This window comes from Firmicutes bacterium HGW-Firmicutes-1 (genome assembly GCA_002841625.1).
Taxonomy (GTDB): Bacteria; Bacillota; Clostridia; order Lachnospirales; family Vallitaleaceae; genus HGW-1.
Genome location: PHAG01000006.1, coordinates 12,870 through 32,875 on the forward strand (window position 1 = coordinate 12,870; position 20,006 = coordinate 32,875).

Annotated in this window: 17 protein-coding genes; 15 read left to right on the forward strand and 2 right to left on the reverse strand. The window is 37.1% G+C overall.

The genetic code is table 11. The features are described from left to right. Window positions 1-65: 65 nt before the first annotated feature. Both CVU84_07705 and CVU84_07710 read right to left on the reverse strand, forming a co-directional pair. Window positions 66-695: a class D sortase gene (locus CVU84_07705; GenBank protein PKM95007.1), complete on the reverse strand. Its 630-nt coding sequence runs from the start codon at window positions 693-695 to the stop codon at window positions 66-68. A gap of 37 nt (window positions 696-732) precedes the next feature. After that, window positions 733-1,992 carry a hypothetical protein gene (locus CVU84_07710; GenBank protein ID PKM95008.1) on the reverse strand — a complete coding sequence of 420 codons (1,260 nt, stop codon included), beginning with the start codon at window positions 1,990-1,992 and terminating at the stop codon, window positions 733-735. 490 nt (window positions 1,993-2,482) lie between these two features. Between CVU84_07710 and CVU84_07715 the strand changes: the two genes are divergently transcribed. From CVU84_07715 to CVU84_07785, 15 genes are all read left to right on the forward strand, one after another. Next, on the forward strand, window positions 2,483-3,931 hold the full coding sequence (locus tag CVU84_07715) for a menaquinone biosynthesis decarboxylase (GenBank protein ID PKM94802.1): 1,449 nt from the start codon (window positions 2,483-2,485) through the stop codon (window positions 3,929-3,931). After that, a complete protein-coding gene (locus CVU84_07720; protein PKM94803.1) occupies window positions 3,918-4,799 on the forward strand; it encodes a 4-hydroxybenzoate octaprenyltransferase in 882 nt (293 codons plus the stop codon). The genes CVU84_07715 and CVU84_07720 overlap by 14 nt, the downstream gene beginning before the upstream one ends. 21 nt (window positions 4,800-4,820) lie before the next feature. Further along, window positions 4,821-5,399 (forward strand): aromatic acid decarboxylase, encoded by a 579-nt coding sequence (locus CVU84_07725; GenBank protein ID PKM94804.1) that lies wholly within the window; start codon window positions 4,821-4,823, stop codon window positions 5,397-5,399. After that, entirely contained in the window at window positions 5,384-6,334 is a 951-nt protein-coding gene (locus tag CVU84_07730) for a metal ABC transporter substrate-binding protein (protein ID PKM94805.1), read from the forward strand. The genes CVU84_07725 and CVU84_07730 overlap by 16 nt, the downstream gene beginning before the upstream one ends. A gap of 15 nt (window positions 6,335-6,349) precedes the next feature. Further along, window positions 6,350-7,120, forward strand: a complete 771-nt coding sequence (locus tag CVU84_07735; protein ID PKM94806.1) for a nitrate/sulfonate/bicarbonate ABC transporter ATP-binding protein — start codon at window positions 6,350-6,352, stop codon at window positions 7,118-7,120. Then, complete coding sequence (locus tag CVU84_07740; protein PKM94807.1) at window positions 7,117-7,860, forward strand: ABC transporter permease; 744 nt, start codon at window positions 7,117-7,119, stop codon at window positions 7,858-7,860. The genes CVU84_07735 and CVU84_07740 overlap by 4 nt, the downstream gene beginning before the upstream one ends. Window positions 7,861-7,914: 54 nt before the next feature. Next, window positions 7,915-9,612 carry a hypothetical protein gene (locus tag CVU84_07745; protein ID PKM94808.1) on the forward strand — a complete coding sequence of 566 codons (1,698 nt, stop codon included), beginning with the start codon at window positions 7,915-7,917 and terminating at the stop codon, window positions 9,610-9,612. Between the two features lie 27 nt (window positions 9,613-9,639). Continuing rightward, window positions 9,640-10,923 carry a hypothetical protein gene (locus CVU84_07750; protein ID PKM94809.1) on the forward strand — a complete coding sequence of 428 codons (1,284 nt, stop codon included), beginning with the start codon at window positions 9,640-9,642 and terminating at the stop codon, window positions 10,921-10,923. Between the two features lie 29 nt (window positions 10,924-10,952). Then, window positions 10,953-12,692, forward strand: a complete 1,740-nt coding sequence (locus CVU84_07755; GenBank protein PKM94810.1) for a phosphoglucomutase — start codon at window positions 10,953-10,955, stop codon at window positions 12,690-12,692. A 187-nt stretch (window positions 12,693-12,879) separates the two neighbouring features. Continuing rightward, entirely contained in the window at window positions 12,880-13,293 is a 414-nt protein-coding gene (locus CVU84_07760; protein PKM94811.1) for a hypothetical protein, read from the forward strand. A gap of 100 nt (window positions 13,294-13,393) precedes the next feature. Continuing rightward, window positions 13,394-13,885 carry a signal peptidase I gene (lepB, locus tag CVU84_07765; GenBank protein ID PKM94812.1) on the forward strand — a complete coding sequence of 164 codons (492 nt, stop codon included), beginning with the start codon at window positions 13,394-13,396 and terminating at the stop codon, window positions 13,883-13,885. Between the two features lie 98 nt (window positions 13,886-13,983). After that, on the forward strand, window positions 13,984-14,232 hold the full coding sequence (locus CVU84_07770) for a Veg protein (GenBank protein PKM94813.1): 249 nt from the start codon (window positions 13,984-13,986) through the stop codon (window positions 14,230-14,232). 863 nt (window positions 14,233-15,095) lie between these two features. Next, entirely contained in the window at window positions 15,096-15,956 is an 861-nt protein-coding gene (locus CVU84_07775) for an aldo/keto reductase (protein PKM94814.1), read from the forward strand. Window positions 15,957-16,589: 633 nt separating this feature from the next. Continuing rightward, window positions 16,590-18,032, forward strand: coding sequence for an aminoacyl-histidine dipeptidase (locus tag CVU84_07780; protein ID PKM94815.1), 1,443 nt, complete (start codon window positions 16,590-16,592; stop codon window positions 18,030-18,032). 42 nt (window positions 18,033-18,074) lie between these two features. Further along, entirely contained in the window at window positions 18,075-20,006 is a 1,932-nt protein-coding gene (locus CVU84_07785) for an oligopeptide transporter, OPT family (protein PKM94816.1), read from the forward strand.

Below are 20,006 nucleotides of genomic sequence, written 5' to 3' on the forward strand. Positions count from 1 at the left end.
GTATTATTGCATTAAAAAAGATGACTTCTGCGTTCAGAAATCATCTTTTTAAGGTTGATTGGTTTTTATTTATTTTTAATCAAATTTGCTATGACAATATAGCGATCAGGCGCATCCCCAATCGTAATAAAGGGATAACACGTGGTCAATGTCAGCACAGCAGCATCCGTAGGTACGATGACTGTTTTGTCGTCTTTATCGACGATCCGAGTGCTACTGACTTCATAGAAGAATATACCCTCAGATGTTTCTACGATCAATAGATCCCCTAGCACCAATTTCTCTATTTGGCTGAAGACCGTGTCATTATGTCCTGACAACACACAATTATCTTCTTGCCCAGGTAGCACGCTTTGGATGAAGTGTCCTACACCTTTCTTAAGCTCCTCATTACCAGTCCCTTGTAATATCGAAAATTCCTGTTTTAAAGCTGGTATCGTCAAAATACCAATCGTATCACCTGTCTGAGGATAATCCGAGTAAAGGATTTCACTTGGTACTGGTGCAAATGAAGAATCTAACGTCGTTGAAGCATCCCCAACAGTTAAGGCGGTGAAATAATCCGGATTCAACAAATCCGTAGCCAGCAAACGATCAGGGGTAACTTCAATAGCCATATTAGACAGGGTCCACTTATTAAACAGCGCAAAGGAGACAAATCCTATGCCCAAAATCATAAATCCCAAGGATAGCATTGTAAGCGGGGAATGTTTGTTCCCCAATCGTTTAATCCTATTCAAAACGTTTCCTATAGATCCAACCAACAGCTCCTACAAGAACGAGAACAACACCGATAATAAATAATGTATTTAACTGTGCACCTGTCTTAGGAAGTTCTCCTCCTGTAACAGTCTCTGTAACAACTTCGATATCATCTTCAATTACATCTTCGATTACATCCGGTGTACCTTCCCCATTTATGTCAGGCATTTCCGCAGGTAAAGTATCATTGTTCGTCAGCGTTACAGTTTTTACATCTCCAGCAGCTAAAGTAATGGTACCATCTGAATCACTATCACCACTATAACTTAACGTGTACCCATCAATAGCATCTTCGCTAATGACATATGTTCCTGGATCTAATCCATAGACTGTTCCTGGCGCTTCAGCACCTGGTGCCGGGCTAGCTACAACGTCATTACCTGAAGTCTTTACGTACAAGTTAAAGTCTGTTGCAATTGCAGTTCGGCCATCATCATTAATTACATGTTTAATAACATAAAGAATTGCTGGTTCTGGTATTACTTCGGTAGGAGGGAGGGTAACGATAACCTCGCAAATCCCATTTGTAATGGTATTGCTATCTAACGTAACTGCACCCGTTATTGCTAGCAATTGTCCTTGCACTGCCGCGCCTGTATTAGCTGTGATAGAAACCTGTGCTAATATGTGTCCAACAAAATAAGAATTTGATCCTAATGTTGCAGAACTTGCCACCTTCCAAAAAGTTCGACAAAACCGAGCACTGTTGATCATATTGACATTACTGTTCGATGCCGTAGTCAGTGACGATGCCGTCTTAAATACGAAAACACCCTCAGGATCACCTTGAGCATCAAGTGTTAGCGTGCCTGTAATCTGAAATGTACCATCCGCTGAATCGTAGACACCTGGTGTCAAAGTAGTCCCACCAAGTTCACTAGGAATGCGCGTAACTGGCAATCTTCCTGCTGCATCGTTATAGGCAACGACCAAATCTTCCTTTGCCTTCATTGCTTGCGTATCCGCTACGTGGACTTCTCCACTAATTGTTATAGTCTCTTGTCCAGTGAAGGATGTTCCTGGGTACAGCCCCACATTTCCGCCAAAACTTCCATTGATTGTGGTCGTACCGATATTTGTAATTGTAGAACCCGCTAAAACCGCATAATCTTCAGTGGTTCCAAGGGTTACTGGTGCTTCAGCCGCTATGCTCGTTGTTGGTGTCGTCACCATAACGAGTAGTAATAGTGCCAGTAGTAATGACATAAACTTCATTTTTGTTGTTTTCATAATTTGTTTTGTACCTCTTTTGAATTATTTTGATCTCTTTATTGAATTGTAATATGTAAATTAGTATTTGTTCATAAAACACGATGTATCTGTAGCGACTTTTACCAAAATCCTTGTAACAAGATTCAATACACGCCTATTATAAGATACGTGTAAAAAAATAATTTTCGGGACTCTTTTTTCAAAATATTTTTATTTTACCACATATTATATGTTAAATCCTTATGATTAAACATTTTTTTAAACTTTTTTATTTCACCTAATGGGTGAAAGTTGAATTTTGAAGGAACGCATATGTATTATGGTTTTGAGTGCATTTTTTGAATTATTGACGTAGAATCTAAGTATAAATAGAAGGAGTATGCTATTGGATTTGATTTAAACGAATCCGTATAGTGAGCATAATATTGACGGTATACAAGAATTAGTGATATACTTTTTTAGAGAAACAGTAAGGAAAATAATGGTTAATCAAGATTAGGAGTCTATAATGGCATATAAAGATTTGCAAGAATTTATAGAACAGCTAGAAGGAAAAGAATTGTTAAAAAGAATAAAAGCAGAAGTAGATCCTGAGCTGGAAATCACTGAAATTACTGACCGAGTCTCTAAGAACTATGGTCCAGCATTGCTTTTTGAACGGGTTAAAGGTTCGGATTTCCCGGTGCTAATCAATGCCATGGGAACTTATGAAAGAATGAGTATGGCGTTGGGTGTTGAAAAATTGGATGATATCGGACAAGATATAGATGAATTCATCGATATGACAAATTATCTTGGACTTATGAATAAGTTTAAATCTGTACCAAGATTAACTAGAATGGCGTCTATATTTCCAATAAAATTGCCTATAAAAGGAGCGTGCCAACAAATCATTGAACATGAACCTGATCTGTTCAAGCTCCCTGTTTTAAAATGCTGGCCAGGTGATGCAGGTAGATTTATTACGTTACCACTCGTTTTCACCAAAGACCCTATAAGTGGCATACAAAATGTGGGTATGTATCGATTGCAAGTCTTTGATAAAAACAGTACAGGCATGCATTGGCACATGCATAAGGATGGACGAGAAATATATGAGCATTATAAAGCACTTGGAGGTAGAATGCCTGTTTCGGTTGCACTTGGCTGCGATCCAGCAATCACTTATGCAGCTACCGCACCTCTTCCAAGTATGATTGATGAGATGATGTTTGCAGGCTTTTTAAGGAAACTACCAGTGAAGCTCGTTAAGTCAATTACGAACGATATTTATGTACCTGCAGATGCAGAATTTATTTTAGAAGGCTATGTGGATGTGGAAGAAGATCTGCGCTTAGAAGGGCCTTTCGGAGACCATACAGGTTATTATTCTCTTGCAGATTATTATCCTGTTTTTCATGTAACCTGCATAACGCACAAGAAAAATCCTGTCTATCCAACGACGATCGTAGGTAAACCACCTATGGAGGATTGTTATATGGGCAAGGCTACTGAACGGATTTTTCTGCCACTTATTAAAATGCAACTTCCTGAAATTGTAGATATCAACTTTCCCTTAGAAGGTGTATTTCATAATTGTGTAATTGTTTCAATAAAAAAACGATATCCTGGGCATGCCAGAAAAGTGATGAATGCGCTTTGGGGTATGGGACAAATGATGTATACAAAAATGATCATTGTAGTGGATGAAAATATTAAACCAAGTGATTTGAGTACTGTTGCTTGGAAAGTCTTTAATAATATTGATGCGAAAAGAGATCTTGTGATTTCGGAAGGACCTTTAGATGCCCTTGATCACGCTTCTGTGCTACCTCACTATGGACATAGAGTAGGCGTTGATGCTACAAAAAAATGGACCAGTGAAGGGCATAGCCGAGAGTGGCCAGACGATATTGAGATGTCTGAGGATATAAAAGCTCTTGTGTCTAGAAAGTGGGCTGAGTATGGGTTTGAATAAATGGTTGCAGAGGTTTTTCAAGAAGGTTAAAGACTACGGGACACTTGTCATGTTTTCTCATACGATTTTTTCGCTGTCCTTTGCCCTTATTTCGATGCTACTTGCAAGTAGGGGTAAACTTCCTCTAGCTACCATATTCTGGATACTGATAGCGTTTATGGGTGCAAGAACTGGTGCAAATGCTCTTAATAGGGTAATAGATGCAGAAATTGACAAGAGGAATCCTAGAACAGCAACTCGTCAAGTCCCCCAAGGCGTAATGAAGAAACAAGAGGTTATTGTTTTTTCATCTATATGCTTTTTAATTATGGTTTTTGCTGCAGCAATGCTTAACACGTTGTGTTTATTGCTATCACCCATTGCGCTTTTTTTATTGATTAGCTATTCCTATACGAAAAGGTTCACGTATCTTTGTCATTTAATCCTTGGAATTACTTCTGCCGCAGCACCAGTTGGTGCTTGGATAGCGGTTACAGGAAGTTTTTCTTGGATTGCTCTAGTGATGGGGGCTGCTAATACATTATGGGTTGCAGGCTTTGACGTTATCTATGGCTCTCAAGATTATAAGTTTGATACTGAAAATAAACTTCATTCCATACCAGTAAAATTTGGTGTAAAAAATGGCTTGCGTATTGCTGGTTTTTTTCATGCAATTGCCTTAATATGTTTGGTGATGGTTGGCTTGTTGAGTGAAGAGCTTAGCGTTATTTATTATGTAGGTTTGATTATTATAACAGCTTTGTTTATTCTTGAGCATAGATTGGTTTCACCAGATAATTTAACCCATGTAAAAATTGCTTCCTATAGCATCAATCAAATGATAAGTGTGGTGTTTTTGATCATGGGTGTTGTAGATGCGCTGTTGTAACCAAATAGGAGGATGCATTCAATGAAAAAAATAGTGATAGGTATTACAGGCGCTAGTGGGAGTATTTATGGAAAGCGCATGGTTGAGGTATTGCTGGAAATGGGCTATGAGCTCCATGTAATTTGTACAGACAATGGTAAAAAAGTTATGCAATACGAAACAGGCACGGATCTAGTAGCTTGGATTGGGAGCTTAAAGGAAAAATATGCATCTATACACTTAGAGGATATCGAGGATATGTTCTCTGGAGTTGCCAGTGGTTCATATCCTTATGATGCTGTTATCATTCTCCCATGTTCTATGGGTACACTGGCAGAAATCAGTCAAGGCTATGCAAAAAATCTATTAACTAGAGCAGCAGATGTTGCTTTGAAGGAAAACAGAAAATTGATTCTTGTACCTAGAGAAACGCCTTTAAATGCGATACATTTAGAAAATATGTTGAAATTATCAAGATTAGGCGTGACACTTATACCTGCTATGCCTGGTTTTTATCACCATCCAGAAACAGTTCAGGATTTAGTCGATTTTGTTATAGGAAAGATTTTAGATTATTTATCAATTGAAAATAATATGTTTAAGAAATGGGGAAATGTATAATGAAAAAAATAGTAATGATGATTATGGTGGCAGTGTTGATGATATCTTTAGCCGCTTGCGCTAAAACAACAAGCGATACAATGAACAATGAAGCTGGAAAAACGCTAACAATTGGACTAATGTCTTCGGAAGATGCGACACCTTTTGTATTAGCAGAAGAAAAAGGCTATTTTGAAAAGCATAAGGTTATCGTAAAATATGAAGTCTTTAAAAGTGCAAAAGATAGGGATGCAGCGTTACAATCAGGAGGCTTAGACGGGATCGTCGGTGACCAAGTAGCAATTTGTCTTTATCAAAATGCAGGCTTCGATATTAAAATTGCAAGCTATACGGATTGTAACTTTTCACTCATTGCAGCTAAGAATTCGGGAATTAAGACGATGGAAGATGTGGTGGGAAGAAGCGTTGCCATATCCGAAAAAACAGTTATAGAATATACCTTAGACAAGATGCTTGAGAGTCATAATATTGATGCTACATTAGTTGTTAAATCAGTCGTTCCGGCTATTCCAACTAGAGTGGAAATGCTTAGCAATCATAAGGTCGATTTAGCGTTACTTCCTGAGCCATTTGCAACCTTGGCCTTAAAGGATGGAGGCGTGCTTCTTGAAAAAGCAAGTGAGATTGGATTGCGACCAAGTGTCATCGCCTTTACGGGGGAAGCTATAGCTGGAAAACAAGACGAAATCAATCTTTTCTTCAAAGCCTATGATGAGGCTATAGAGTATGCGAATGTTACGCCTATTTCTGAGTATGAGGACACTGTAATTCGTGCAGTAGGTTACCCGCAAGATATGAAAGGGAAAGTTGTTTTTCCTAAGTTGAATAAAAGTGGTCTTCCAACAGAAGATGCACTACAAAGTGCAATCGATTGGGTTGAAGCTTATGGGCTTAGTAAAAAAACATTAACCCCTAAGGATTTAATTATGAACTAAGAAGAGGGTGACAAAATGTTAGAGATTGACCAACTAAAGGTTGCCTATACCTCAAATCATCAACGTGTGAATGCATTAGGTCCAATGACTATTAACTTGGAAAAGGGTGAAATTTATGCCATCATTGGGCCATCTGGCTGTGGGAAATCCACATTGCTCCATGTACTAGGTGGTATTATTCATGATTTTGATGGACAAGTACAGCTTAATGGAGAACGTCTCGAGGCGAACAAATGTACAATTGGGTTCATTCCTCAGAACTTTGGATTGCTACCCTGGAAAAATGTTGAGAAAAACTGTAGGTTGTCTCTTAAAATAAAAGGGGTAGCTATGGATCAACAGGTTAAGGAACGTGTCGATTCTATCATGCATCGATTAGATATACATACCTTAAAGCATCGATACCCAAATGAATTAAGTGGTGGACAGAGGCAGAGGGTTGCGATTGCAAGGGCTTTTATTATGAATCCTGACTTGTTGCTGATGGATGAGCCATTTTCTGCCCTCGATTCTCTAACAAGAGAAGAAGCGGGGGAGCTCTTTATCGATGTTTGGAATCAGTATAAAGTGACTACGGTATTTGTGACCCATAGTATTGAGGAAGCCATCTTCATAGGAAAAAAAATTATTATCATGTCTCACTGTCCAGGGACTATTGTTGAAGTCATCGATAATCCGCTTTTTAACCGAATGGAAGAAGTTCGTAACTTACTAGGTGGGGGTACAAGCTATCTAGAGTTATCCTCGTATATTAGAGGTATTGTAAAGCGAGGATGGAAAAGATGAGATCAAAAAGAAAACTTTTGACATTTATGCAGGGATTTATCATCATTAATCTATTATGGTATTTTTTGGCAAGGCTTCTGAGCTTACGTGTATTGCCAACGCCTCTAATGGTTTATCAAAATATGAATCTACTATATACAGATAAGATATATCAACATATTTTAGCAAGTCTTTATAGAGTGATTAGTGGTTTGAGCATTTCTTTGATATTTGGAATTGGTATAGGTTTGTTAATGGCATATTCTAGAGTGTGGAATAAGTTTTTAAGCCCTCTCATATACTTTACTTATCCAATTCCAAAAACAGTTTTCCTGCCCATTATTATGCTTCTATTTGGTTTGGGAGACAGTTCCAAGATTACCTTGATTGTTCTTATTGTTATCTTTCAGGTAATTGTTTCTACTAGAGATGCAATACTTAATATTCCACAGGATACTTATCACCTGATTCGTAGCCTAGGGCCTTCTAAGCGTCAAATCTTCATTCACGTGACACTGCCAGCAGTATTGCCAGAATTATTGACGAATTTAAGATTGTCAGTTGGAACAGCACTTTCTATATTATTTTTTGCAGAAGCCTATGGTACCCATTATGGTATTGGTTACTATATACTAGATACATGGTCAAGAATGGATTATATCAGTATGTATCTAGGTGTTATCACAATCAGCTTGTTAGGATTTGTTTTGTTCATTGCAGTTGATATTTTGGAAGAATATGTTTGTAGATGGAAAGTATAACTAATAAAAAATCTATTTTTGTTAGTTATAAAAATATTTCGGATAGGAAAGAGTATGAACATGGACACTATAAGAAAAATATTTATAAATTGCTTATTTATATTGCCTTTTTTCCAAGGGCTTTATTTTTGTCATGAAGCAATTGGGTTTACGGTCATATTTTTAGTGCTACTAATTGGATGTCTTGTGCTTAAAAAAGGTATAAAGATAGAAAAAAGCATAAACAGTATGGTGCTTTTGATGTTGCCGTTATTATATTTTATAGCGGCTCTTTATGGTATAGACAAAGGTATGGCACTCATTGGTGCGTTTAAGGTATTCACATATACTGTGTTTTTTTTACTCTACACACAATTATATACCCAGAGCTTTAGAGAGAGGCTATTGAATTCAATCATATATTCGGCTATTATTACTGCGTTATTAGGTGTGATCGCATATTTTTTCACTCCATTAGAACGATTGTTGATTCAAGATAATCGATTGGGTGGTGTATTTCAATATGCCAATACCTATGGTCTTTTTTGCATCGTAGCACTGATTCTAATTATTAGAAAAAAAGAAAAAAAACTACTAGAAATATGGGGCAGTGTGCTTTTGATTATTGCGGTCATTTTAACCTTTAGTAGAGGTATTTTGCTGATCGGTGCAGTGGTTGTTGCGATTGCTTGGTTTCTAGATAAAGAGAATAGAGTGAAACAGGGCACATCTTTATTATCAGGAATTGTAATTGGTTGTACTTTTGTGAAAGGGTTCGGATTAAATGAAGTTAGTACAAGAGTTTCTGAGTCTGCATTACATTCAAGTGAATGGTTAACTCGGTTGATTTATTACAAGGATGCTTATCATATCATTAAAAAATTTCCTTTTGGAATCGGATATGACGGTTATTCTTTCGTTCAACGTACTTATCAAACGGGTTCAAATTATTTTGTAAAATATGTTCATTCCAATATACTTCAATATGCACTAGATATAGGTATTATTGGTGCGATTTTGGTTAGTATTTATTTTATAAGCAATTTAGTTTTTAATAAAATGGACGGACATCTTAAATTGATTTTCATTACAATCGTTGGACATGGTTTAATCGATTTTGATTTTGAGTTTCCAGTGGTATTTATTATTTTGATTATTATAATAGGTATTCAGGAAAATCAGATCATTACATTTTCTAAAATGTGGAGAATACCAGTGCTTTGTGCAATAGCCTTAACGAGTATTTGTCTTTATCTCTTTTGTGCAACCGCATTAAATTACTATGAACAGTATGAAAGAGCTTCTGAGCTATATCCATATTATACAGAAGCAAAAATGAAATACCTATTACAGGGTGATGGTATAACTTATGAAGGGTTTTTATTGAGTCATGAAATAACGGAGCAAAACAAATATGCATTAGAAGCAGTGGTCTATGAGAGGGATTATGTCTATAGTACAAAGGATTATGAACATGCAACTTTTTATGCTAAGAAGACTATGAACTTAAATCCATTAAACATAAAACATGTTGAAGTATACAGTGATATTCTGTTAGAATGGTTTCAAGAAGCAATGAAAAGGAATGATAAGGAAACAGCACAATTTTGCCTAGAAGAAATGAATAAGATTCCAGATTACCTAGATAAACTTGCAAAGGAGAGAAATACTGATTATAATATAAAGAATAAAGTAAGCTTAAAAATGACAGAGTTATTAATAAGGAATTATCAAATTGCAAATGAAAGCTATTCAGAGTTAAAGGATAATTGAACACATTAAAAGGGATAGGTGATATGAATGGAAAAGAAAAGTAAAAAAATGGATATAGTAACAAAAATGTCCATTGTTGGAGGATTAGGATTAATATGTATTTTGATTTTAGTAAGCATCATTTCTTTTGCAATTAAAGATAAAACGATTAAAAAAAATAAGGATAAGCCAGATGAAACCCTTGAGACAGAAGTTGAATCAGCAGAAGGCGCAGATTTTCTAAGAACTTTAGCACTTATTAAAGAAGTAGATACTGAAAAAAAAGAGCTCACTGTTTTAGATATTCAGCAAGGAAAACAAGTTGTTCTTAAAGTAGATGGTGCAGTAGACATTAAGGATGTATATGGAACGCTATTGGCTTTTGCACAGCTAAAGACAGGTGACATTATAGAAGCAAAATATGATAGTAAGTCACTCCGACCTGAAATGATTCAAATAACAGGCCAGACATGGGAAAAGAAGAATATTCAAGATTTGATTTACGATAAAGAAAACAAAACAATTCAAATCGGAAATGATATATATAAATATACGGATGATTTAGTTACAACCTTCGCTGGTAAAATTATGGACATAGATAAGCTTGATCCTGTAGATTTAGTGACTGTAAAAGGTTACAAAGATACAATTTGGTCAATTACCTTGGAAAAGGGTCACGGTTTTATAGTGTTAAAGAATCATGAAAAGTTCATAGGTGGAACTATTGAAATTGGAAAGAAAACTGAGGATATAAAGAAGGATACCAAAGTAACAGTACTTATGGGTGTGCAAAATATTGTTGTAGCAAAAGAAGGAATGGTTTCGTTTGTTACAGAAGTAATTGTTGAAGAAGACAAAGAGGTAATTATAGATATAGGCTCTGCTCAACCAACCGCAGGTATGGTTAGCTTTACTATAACGCCAGGAGATGTCCAGTTATTTATTAATAATGTACAATATAAAGATTTTTCAAAACCAATAAACTTAGAATTTGGAACTTATAATCTAAGAATTGAAAAGGCCAATTATGTTCCTTGGGAGAGTAAGCTGGTGGTAAATCAAGCTTTTATGCCAGTAGAAATTAATATGAATAAAAAGGCTCAATATATTAAAGTAAATAGTCCAGTAGGATGTTCTATGTATATTGATGACAATTACATTGGAATAATCCCTGTGGAAGCGCCTATTGATCCCGGAGCGCATACGGTAACAATTCGAAAGGATGGTTATTATTCGAAAATGCACTCCATTCAAGTTGAGGACAATGGCCAAGATGCTAATTTTGTTTTCCCTGAATTGATACCGATGCCAACACAAACAGAAACACCATAACAATAAATCTACAGAAGGAGGGTAATAGTATGGATTACATGAAGCATTATGAAGGATGGTTACAAAGCACTTATTTTGATGAAGCAACGAAGGAAGAATTAAAGGGAATTAAAGGTAATGACAAAGAGATTCAGGAAAGATTTTATAAGGATTTAGAATTTGGTACAGGTGGCTTAAGAGGTATTTTAGGCGCAGGTAGCAATAGAATGAACATTTATACGGTTAGAAAAGCAACACAAGGCTTAGCAAATTATATTAGTCAAGAAGGAGACAAAGCGAAGAAGCAAGGGGTAGCGATTGCTTACGATTCTAGAAGAATGTCTCCAGAATTTGCAGATGAAGCAGCACTCGTGCTTGCAGCAAATGGAATAAAAGCCTATGTATTTGAGTCTTTAAGGCCTACTCCTGTACTTTCCTTTGCAGTTAGACAATTAGGTTGTATTGCAGGTATTGTTGTTACTGCAAGCCATAATCCGCCTGAATACAATGGATATAAGGTTTATTGGGAGGATGGGGCCCAAGTCACTTCACCAAAGGACGAAGACATCATTACAGAGGTATCTAAGGTTGAAGATTATGCAACTGTAAAAACGATGGACAAGGAAAAAGCAATGGCAGAGGGACTTTATCAAGTAATTGGTAAAGAGATAGACGATTTATATATTGCCGAGTTAAAGAAACTTGTCATTGACCAAGAGGTCATTAAAAAAGAGGCTGACGATTTCACCATTGTTTACACGCCGTTGCATGGTACAGGAAATATTCCTGTTAGAACGATCTTAAAAGAAATTGGATTCACTAAAGTTGAAGTTGTTAAGGAACAAGAGCTACCAGACGGAAATTTCCCAACGGTAAGCTACCCAAATCCTGAAGATATTAAAGCCTTTGAGCTTGCAATTAAACTAGGTAAAGAAAAAAATGCAGATGTTATTTTAGCAACAGATCCTGATGCAGACCGTCTGGGAGTACTTGCTAAAAATGCTGAAGGAGCATTCGTGCCTCTCACAGGTAATATGGTTGGAGTTTTACTTTTAGACTATATTCTAAGTCGCAAACAAGAAAAAGGTCAATTGCCTAAAAATGGTATTGTCGTTGAAACCATTGTGTCAACGAATATGGTTGGGGCTATAGCAAAGCATTTTGATGTTGCAATGGTTGAGACGCTTACAGGTTTTAAATACATTGGTGAAAAAATTAAAGAGTACGAAGAAAGTGGAGAGTATGAATATCTTTTCGGCTTTGAAGAAAGCTACGGTTGCCTGATCGGAACCCATGCTAGGGACAAGGACGCAGTAGTTGCAACTATGGGTGTTTGTGAACTTGCAGCGTTTTACAAATCTAAGGGAATTACTCTTTACGAAGCTTTAGTAGCACTTTATGAGAAATACGGTTACTACAAGGAATCACTAGAATCTCTAACCTTAAAAGGTATTGAAGGTATCGAGAAAATTGAACATATTCTGACCACCTTAAGAACAACACCTCCAACGGAGTTAAATGGTGTTAAAGTGGTTGAAGCAAGAGATTACGAGCATGATCAAATTAAGAATTTATTAACAGGACAAGTAAGACCTACAGGGCTACCTAAGTCTAATGTTCTCTACTTCGATCTAGAAGATGAGTCATGGCTCTGTATTAGACCTTCAGGCACTGAGCCTAAGGTTAAGTTCTACTTTGGTGTAAAAGGAAGCTCAATGGAAGATGCAGATGCTAAGATGGAGAGCTTCACCAAAGCTATGATGACAAAGATTGAAGAAATAGCTAAATAAAATTTAACCGATGTGCAATCGAAGCTTGCATTCGGTACAAAACCGTAGCGAATGCGCAGGTTTTGTAACATTGACATGAGCTGCCTCACAAGAATTTTATTCTTTTGAGGCAGTACTTTTATACACACAGACATAAATCAACGCCCCTCTTCATAAAGATATATAAAGAATTGCATAAGGGTGAAAAATGAAGTTAAAGTTTTTATTAATAGGAGTCCTACTTATGACAGTAACAATTTTTTCAGCATGTAAGGATACCAAAGATGACAATATAGAAAAGGTAAAAGATCTACAATATACAGTATTAGAAAGCAGTCAATTACCCGAAATCGTAGCAACAAAAATCGAAGCCGAAAAAGAAGCTCCTTTTAAATTTAGCTACACCGACGGAGAGTCAATGTATATTGCAATCGGTTATGGCGAACAACCTACTGGAGGTTACAGTATTCAGGTAACAGATCTTTATCAAGCACAGGAATACATAGTAATCAAAGCAACGTTAATTGGACCATCTGAAAAGGATTTAGCAGTAACGGTACTCACATATCCGTATATAGTGATAAAAACAGAAAACCAAGACTTGCCAGTTTGTTATAAATAGGTATTGATGACACCCCACTTTTTGTGGGGCTTCTTGTTTATATAGCAGTTAGATGTTAAAATAATGAAAAGACTATATAGATTTAAGCTGAGGAATAAAAATGAAAAAAATGGATAGAATACTTAAGGAATGGATTTACGCTTTTTGTAGTGCTGTAATATTGGTATTCATACTTTATTATGTCATGTGGCCCATACATGTAAGTGGAAATTCAATGGAGAAAACCCTATCTAGCGGAGAAATTATCCTAGTCTCTAAACTTAGTGTCTATTTGGAACCTTGTAAATATGGTGACATAATCATTATGTACATTAAGGAAGGCGAGAAGAAACAGAAAATAGTAAAAAGAGTAATAGGAATAGAAGGCGAGCATGTTGTTATTAAGGATGGGCTTGTGTCAATTAATGGTAAAGTACTACAAGAACAATATACCTCGAGTCCTACTCATGCAAATATCGATTTATTTGTTCCAAAGGATGCCTACTTTGTACTAGGTGATCATAGAGAAATTAGTAAGGATAGTAGGGAGTTCGGATGTGTTTTTAAAGGGGATATTAGAGGCAGGGCTATTTTTATATCTAATGGTTTATAAAAACATATTGACAAGTCGTGGTTTTTTTGATATAATCTTGAAATTTATTGACTTCTTCAGGAGGAAGTGTTATACTATTAAAGAAATGAGGTGGCTGCATGATTGCAAAGGAAGAAATTTCACTGGTTAGGAAGCAAGTAGATAAATACATTGGTAGCAAGGTATTGATTAAAGCTAACAAAGGAAGAAAAAGAGTTGTAATCAAAGAAGGTGTTCTTCAGAGTACCTACCCAAGTATATTTATTGTGAAGGTACAAAATGAATATCAAGACACATATAGAACAGTCTCATACAGTTATACGGATATCATAACTAATAATGTTGAGCTAACGTTGTTCCCAGAATAGTAGCCTAATGGCCAAGAAGTTTTAAATTCTTGGTTTTTTTGTACTCTTTTTTATCGATAAGTCTTTTATTAGGATTATTGTTAGAGCTCATTCGATATTTTTTTTTAATAACACTAAATTTATTAGATATAGGAATTTGTTGATTTAGCTGATAGTAAAATAGGAGCTTAAATATTTGCTATAGTAATTTAAATGTACAAATATAGTAGAAATTTGAAGTTTAAAATATGACGATTATATTACAGGTGGATTACTAGATTGCTATTATAAAATATTAAGTTCATAATAAGGCTGGGCTTTTGTCGACGATACTTAAGGAAAGCGAAAATAAACATCAAAATGTCCATGTAGGTATAGTTAATAAAGAAGGGAGTTGTTATTATGTTAGGAAACAGTACGGTTACAATTATGGCTGTCATTGTGTTAGTAATTATCGTCGTTGTGTTGGTACTACTTTATAGGCGATTTGTTAAATAAAGTATAGTGTTGTTTAGGGTTTAAAGGTCATTGCCCTTTGATATCGATAGTGATGGTTTTAGAGATAATAGGCAGTTGGACAGTTTGAAGTTTGAATTGTTGTCGGGATGTGGAGTAGGGGAGATAATAAAAAGAAAGTTACGATCTAAGCATAATTAGAACGTAGCTTTCTTTTTAGGTATTACTATCAATTAATCGAGGAATAGCTTTACATCATGTCCTTCAATGCTAATAGGCTTGTATTTATATAATTTTTGTAAAACAAGAGGGTCATCAGAATCGTTCTGGTGTAACAATATCGAATGAGAGGAGCCTCAGTTTGAAGTTATTCAGACTATTAGAAGTGGCAGTATCGTAGGTTGCCTTCGGTATACAATGGTGAAAAAATGAAATATAGGAAACTTGGAAACATGGAAAAGGAAGTATCTGCTATTGGCCTGGGATGTATGGGAATGAGCCAGGGCTATCCCCCGTTTCCTGAGAAAAGCGAGATGATTCGTTTTTTAGGTCAGGCAGTAGAATTAGGAGAGAATTTTTTTGATACATCAGAACTTTATGGCTTATATGCCAATGAAGAATTGGTAGGTGAGGCGCTGGAACCATATAGAAAACAAGTTGTCTTAGCTACAAAGTTCGGGTGGGATATACGTGACGGCAGGGTGTTAGGAACCGATAGCCGTCCTGAGACCATAAGAAAGGCAGTAGAAGGTTCTTTGAAACGTTTACGTACAGATTACATTGATTTGTATTATCAGCATGGAATAGACCCTAATGTGCCAATCGAGGAAGTTGCGGGAACTGTGAAAGAACTTGCAGAGGAAGGCAAGATTCTTCACTGGGGGCTTTCAGAGGCAGGTGTTAAGACAGTGCGTCGTGCACATACAGTATTCCCGTTAACTGCACTGCAAAGTGAGTATTCCATGTGGTATCGCAAACCAGAAGAAGAAATGCTTGTTGTATTGGAAGAATTAAATATTGGGCTGGTACCCTTTAGTCGCCTTGGAAAAGGATTTTTAACTGGTGCTATTACACAGGATGTCTTTTTTGAAAAAAACGATATACGGCTTTCTATTCCTCGTTTCAATGACCCGCATAATTTGGAAGCGAATCAGGCTCTGGCAAATGCAGTTAGAGAATATGCACAAAAAAAAGATGTAACGCCGGCACAGCTTGCACTTGCATGGCTATTAGCACAAAAACCTTGTATTGTACCAATTCCTGGTACAAAAAAATCGTTTTTCAATTAGTAACCCATGGCCCAAGGGATGGTTGCAAGAACAAAAGGAAGGTCTCAATATCACCTCGGTAGAAGAGCTTGAAAAAACCATTTTTTATCGATTGATGATTCAATCTGTGACAGGCATTTCAGGATACAAGAACATGAAATTTAATGCATAAAAGGTCTACTAATCGAATAGGTTAGTGGATCTTTTTTGCTTTATAGGAAAGCTATATTATTTTGGCATAATGTGAAAAACATTCACATTGTGCGTCAATGAAATTTTCCTATAGAACCGAAGTTTGCTTTGCGAAAAACGCGACATAGCCGTTCTTCTTGTTGACTAGGAAAGTTCTGCATAAGCAATTGGAAAAGCGGCAGGAAGGTAACGAGAATTTTAACTCGTCGCAGCCGATTTTCTTGTATACCCAATAGGGTTACAGGACCAAAAGTAGAAAGTTGTTCTTTTTAGTACAACAATAAGATAAAAACAATTACCCCCAATATAAATCACGACTAAAAAACTGAAATTGTGCCATTAAAATGCATAATATTCTGAAAAAAGCATTTAATACACAGTAATTGCATTGACAATACCGCTGTTTAGGACTAGGATACATGTATAGATGTGACAAACACATGGGTAGAAAGGAGCATTTTAATGAACATATTGTATAAACTTTCACATAAAGAGGTCTTTGGATTTTTCGAAGAATTGACCGCTATTCCGAGAACTTCTGGAAATGAACAACAGGTAAGTGATTACCTAGTGAATTTTGCAAAAGAACGCGGTCTAGAAGTCTTTCAAGATAAAGCACTAAACGTGATTATTAAAAAGAATGGAACAAAGGGTTACGAGAAATTAGAACCTGTAATTATTCAGGGACATATGGACATGGTCGGTGAAAAAACCAGTACCAGTACCCATGATTTTTCGAAGGATCCTTTAAAACTAAGAATAGTTGATGATTTTATTTATGCAACAGATACCACTTTAGGAGGAGACAACGGTATAGCAGTTGCTTACGGATTGGCAATTTTGGATGCAAAAAAATTAAAACATCCGCCGCTAGAACTACTCATCACCACGGATGAGGAAACGGGTATGTTTGGTGCCGCCGCCTTGTCCGCAGAGAACTTATCCGGAAAGACGTTGCTGAATATTGATACAGAAGAAGAAGGCATTTTTATTGTGAGTTGTGCAGGGGGGCTGACGTCTACTGTCACCTTCAGTCCCAAGTACCAAGATCTGTCTGGAATCGTTATGGAGGTTTCTGTAACAGATTTACAGGGAGGACATTCGGGAATGGAGATCATCAAACAAAGAGGAAATGCCATCAAACTTTTAGGAAGAGTCCTTAACAGACTCAATGTGGAAGTTGAAATAAAGCTGGTTACGATGAAAGGCGGAGCGAAACACAATGCGATTTCAAGAGAAGCCTATGCAACGATAGCGTTTCCGGAGGAGAATAAGGTGCAGGTCTCTGAAATCATAAAGGAGATGGACACCATTTTCAAGGCTGAAAACAGAGTGGAAGACCCCAAAATCAAGGTAAGCATTAAAAAAGCTTCAGGTGATCAGATGATGACTACAAATAGTAGCAAGAAAATCATTGGATATATGATGACTGTTCCTGATGGAATTCAAAGAATGAGTAGTGATATCAAAGGTCTTGTTGAAAGCAGTTTGAACTTAGGCGTCTTAGAAGATATTGCCGGAAAGATCGTATTCACACATGCTGTAAGAAGTTCACGCAAAAGTAAGAAGGCAGAAATAACACAAACCCTAGCAACATTAGCAGGTCTTACGGGTGGGGTGGTCAATAATACAGGTGATTATCCTGAATGGCAATATGAAGAAGACTCCAAAATAAGAAAAATAGCCATAGAGACCTACAAAGGCCTTTACAAAAAAGAACCGGAAATTAGCGCTATTCATGCAGGACTTGAATGCGGGCTATTGAAGAAATTACTACAAGGGACTGATATGATCAGCTTTGGTCCAAATCTTTTTGATGTACATACGCCTGGAGAACATATGAGTATCTCTTCAATAGAAAGAACTTATACATTTTTGACAACGTTACTTGAAAATTTGAAGTAACTTGAACGGAATTCTAAAATTTAAAAAGAGGAGCAAAAAACGATGAGTCAAATGAATAAAGATCTTTCAAGCAATGCTTATGGCGGAATAAAAGGAGAGAACTACATTCCTTTTATCCCAACAACGGAAGTTATGCCTGAAACAACTGGTTATTCCATTATAATCGGGATACTCTTTGCTTGCTTATTTGCAGCAGCAAACACTTATCTAGGTCTTAAAGTGGGTATGACTATTTCAGCGGGTATACCGGGTGCTATCCTTGCAACAGGACTCTTAAAAGCTGTTTTTAAAAGAAACAGTATCCTTGAAGCCAATATGATTGCATCCCTTGCAGCAATGGGGGAATCCATAGCGGGCGGTATTATATTCGTGCTTCCAGCCCTGATTCTTTTAGGATTTGGACTGTCCATAATTCAAGTTGCAATTGTAACTGTGGTAGGTGGAGTCATGGGCGTCTTCTTCATTACACCCCTTAGAAGATTCCTAGTTGTCGAAGAACATGGTACACTTATATTTCCTGAAGGCATGGCTGCAGCTGAAGTTCTTGTTGCGGGCAGTGTTGGTGGAAGTGGGTTCAAAACAGTTTTAACAGGAATTGGTGTAGGTGGAGTCTATAAATTTCTCTCAGGAGGACTGAAATTATGGCCAGAATCAGCATCTTATACCTTCACACGTTACCAAGGAACTCAGATCGGGGTTGACGCCCTCGCATCACTTTTGGGTGTTGGTTTCATCATCGGAACCAAGGTTTCAGCGCTGATGTTTGGTGGTGGAGTCATTGCATGGTTTGCTTTGATCCCCATCATCAAGTTTATGGGTGATGGCCTTACAGTTCCGATATTCCCAGCAAGTACTATCATTTCAGAGATGTCAGCTGGAGAGATTTGGTCAAACTACATTAGATATATCGGAACCGGTGCTGTTGCAGCGGGTGGAATAATTTCATTGATCACATCGCTTCCTACAATCATTGGAAGTTTTAAGCAGGCGCTTAAAGGAATGGGGAGCAAAAAAGGTGGTAAAGTTGAAAGAACGAATATGGAAGCTCCTTTGATTTGGGTAATTGGCGCGGCTGTATTTGGATTTTTCGCAACCTGGCTGATTCCTGCAATCGGAGGAGGACTCTTGGGTGGTATCTCTGCAGTTGTATTTTCCTTCTTTTTTGCAGTGGTATCTGCAAGAATGGTCGGGATAATTGGTGCTTCCAGTAATCCGGTTTCCGGCATGACCATAGCAACTTTGTTGGTTGTAGCCTCATTGCTCAAGATTACAGGAGTAACGGGTGATGAAGGTATCAAAACTGCACTACTAATTGCTGGTGTTGTCTGTGTAGCGATTGCTGTAGCCGGTGGAACTGCTCAAAGCTTAAAGACCACTTTCATAATAGGCGGAAATCCCAAAAGTGTTCAGATCGGAATGTTTGTAGCACTAGCGATCGCTTCGTTATCAGCTGGGGGCGTTGTGCTTTTGCTGGATAAAGCTTATGAAATCGGATCAGCAGAAGTTGCTGCGCCACAGGCCTCCTTAATGAGATTGATTGTTGAAGGGATAATGACGGCGCAGATTCCTTGGACGCTCGTTATTGTTGGAGCTGCTATTGCAGCATTTTGTTGGATGGTTAAAATTCCAATACTCCCCGTTGCGTTGGGGATTTATTTGCCCATATCCCTCAGCACACCGGTGCTCATCGGTGGACTTGTAAGAAGTCTCGTTGAGAAAAAATTCAAAGATGATGAAAAGAGAAAAACAGGTTCTGTTGATCGCGGGGTACTTCTTGCATCAGGACTTGTTGCAGGGGATGCGCTGATTGGAATATTAATTGCTGTCTTTGCCGTGCTCGAAGTGAAAATAGGAATTGGAGCCAAACTGTTTCCAACTCTCGCAGAAAGTAGTTTGTTATCCTTTATTATGTTCACTGTCATAGGCGTTTGGGTATATATGTTTGCGATCAAGAAAAATAAGGAAGTGAAATAA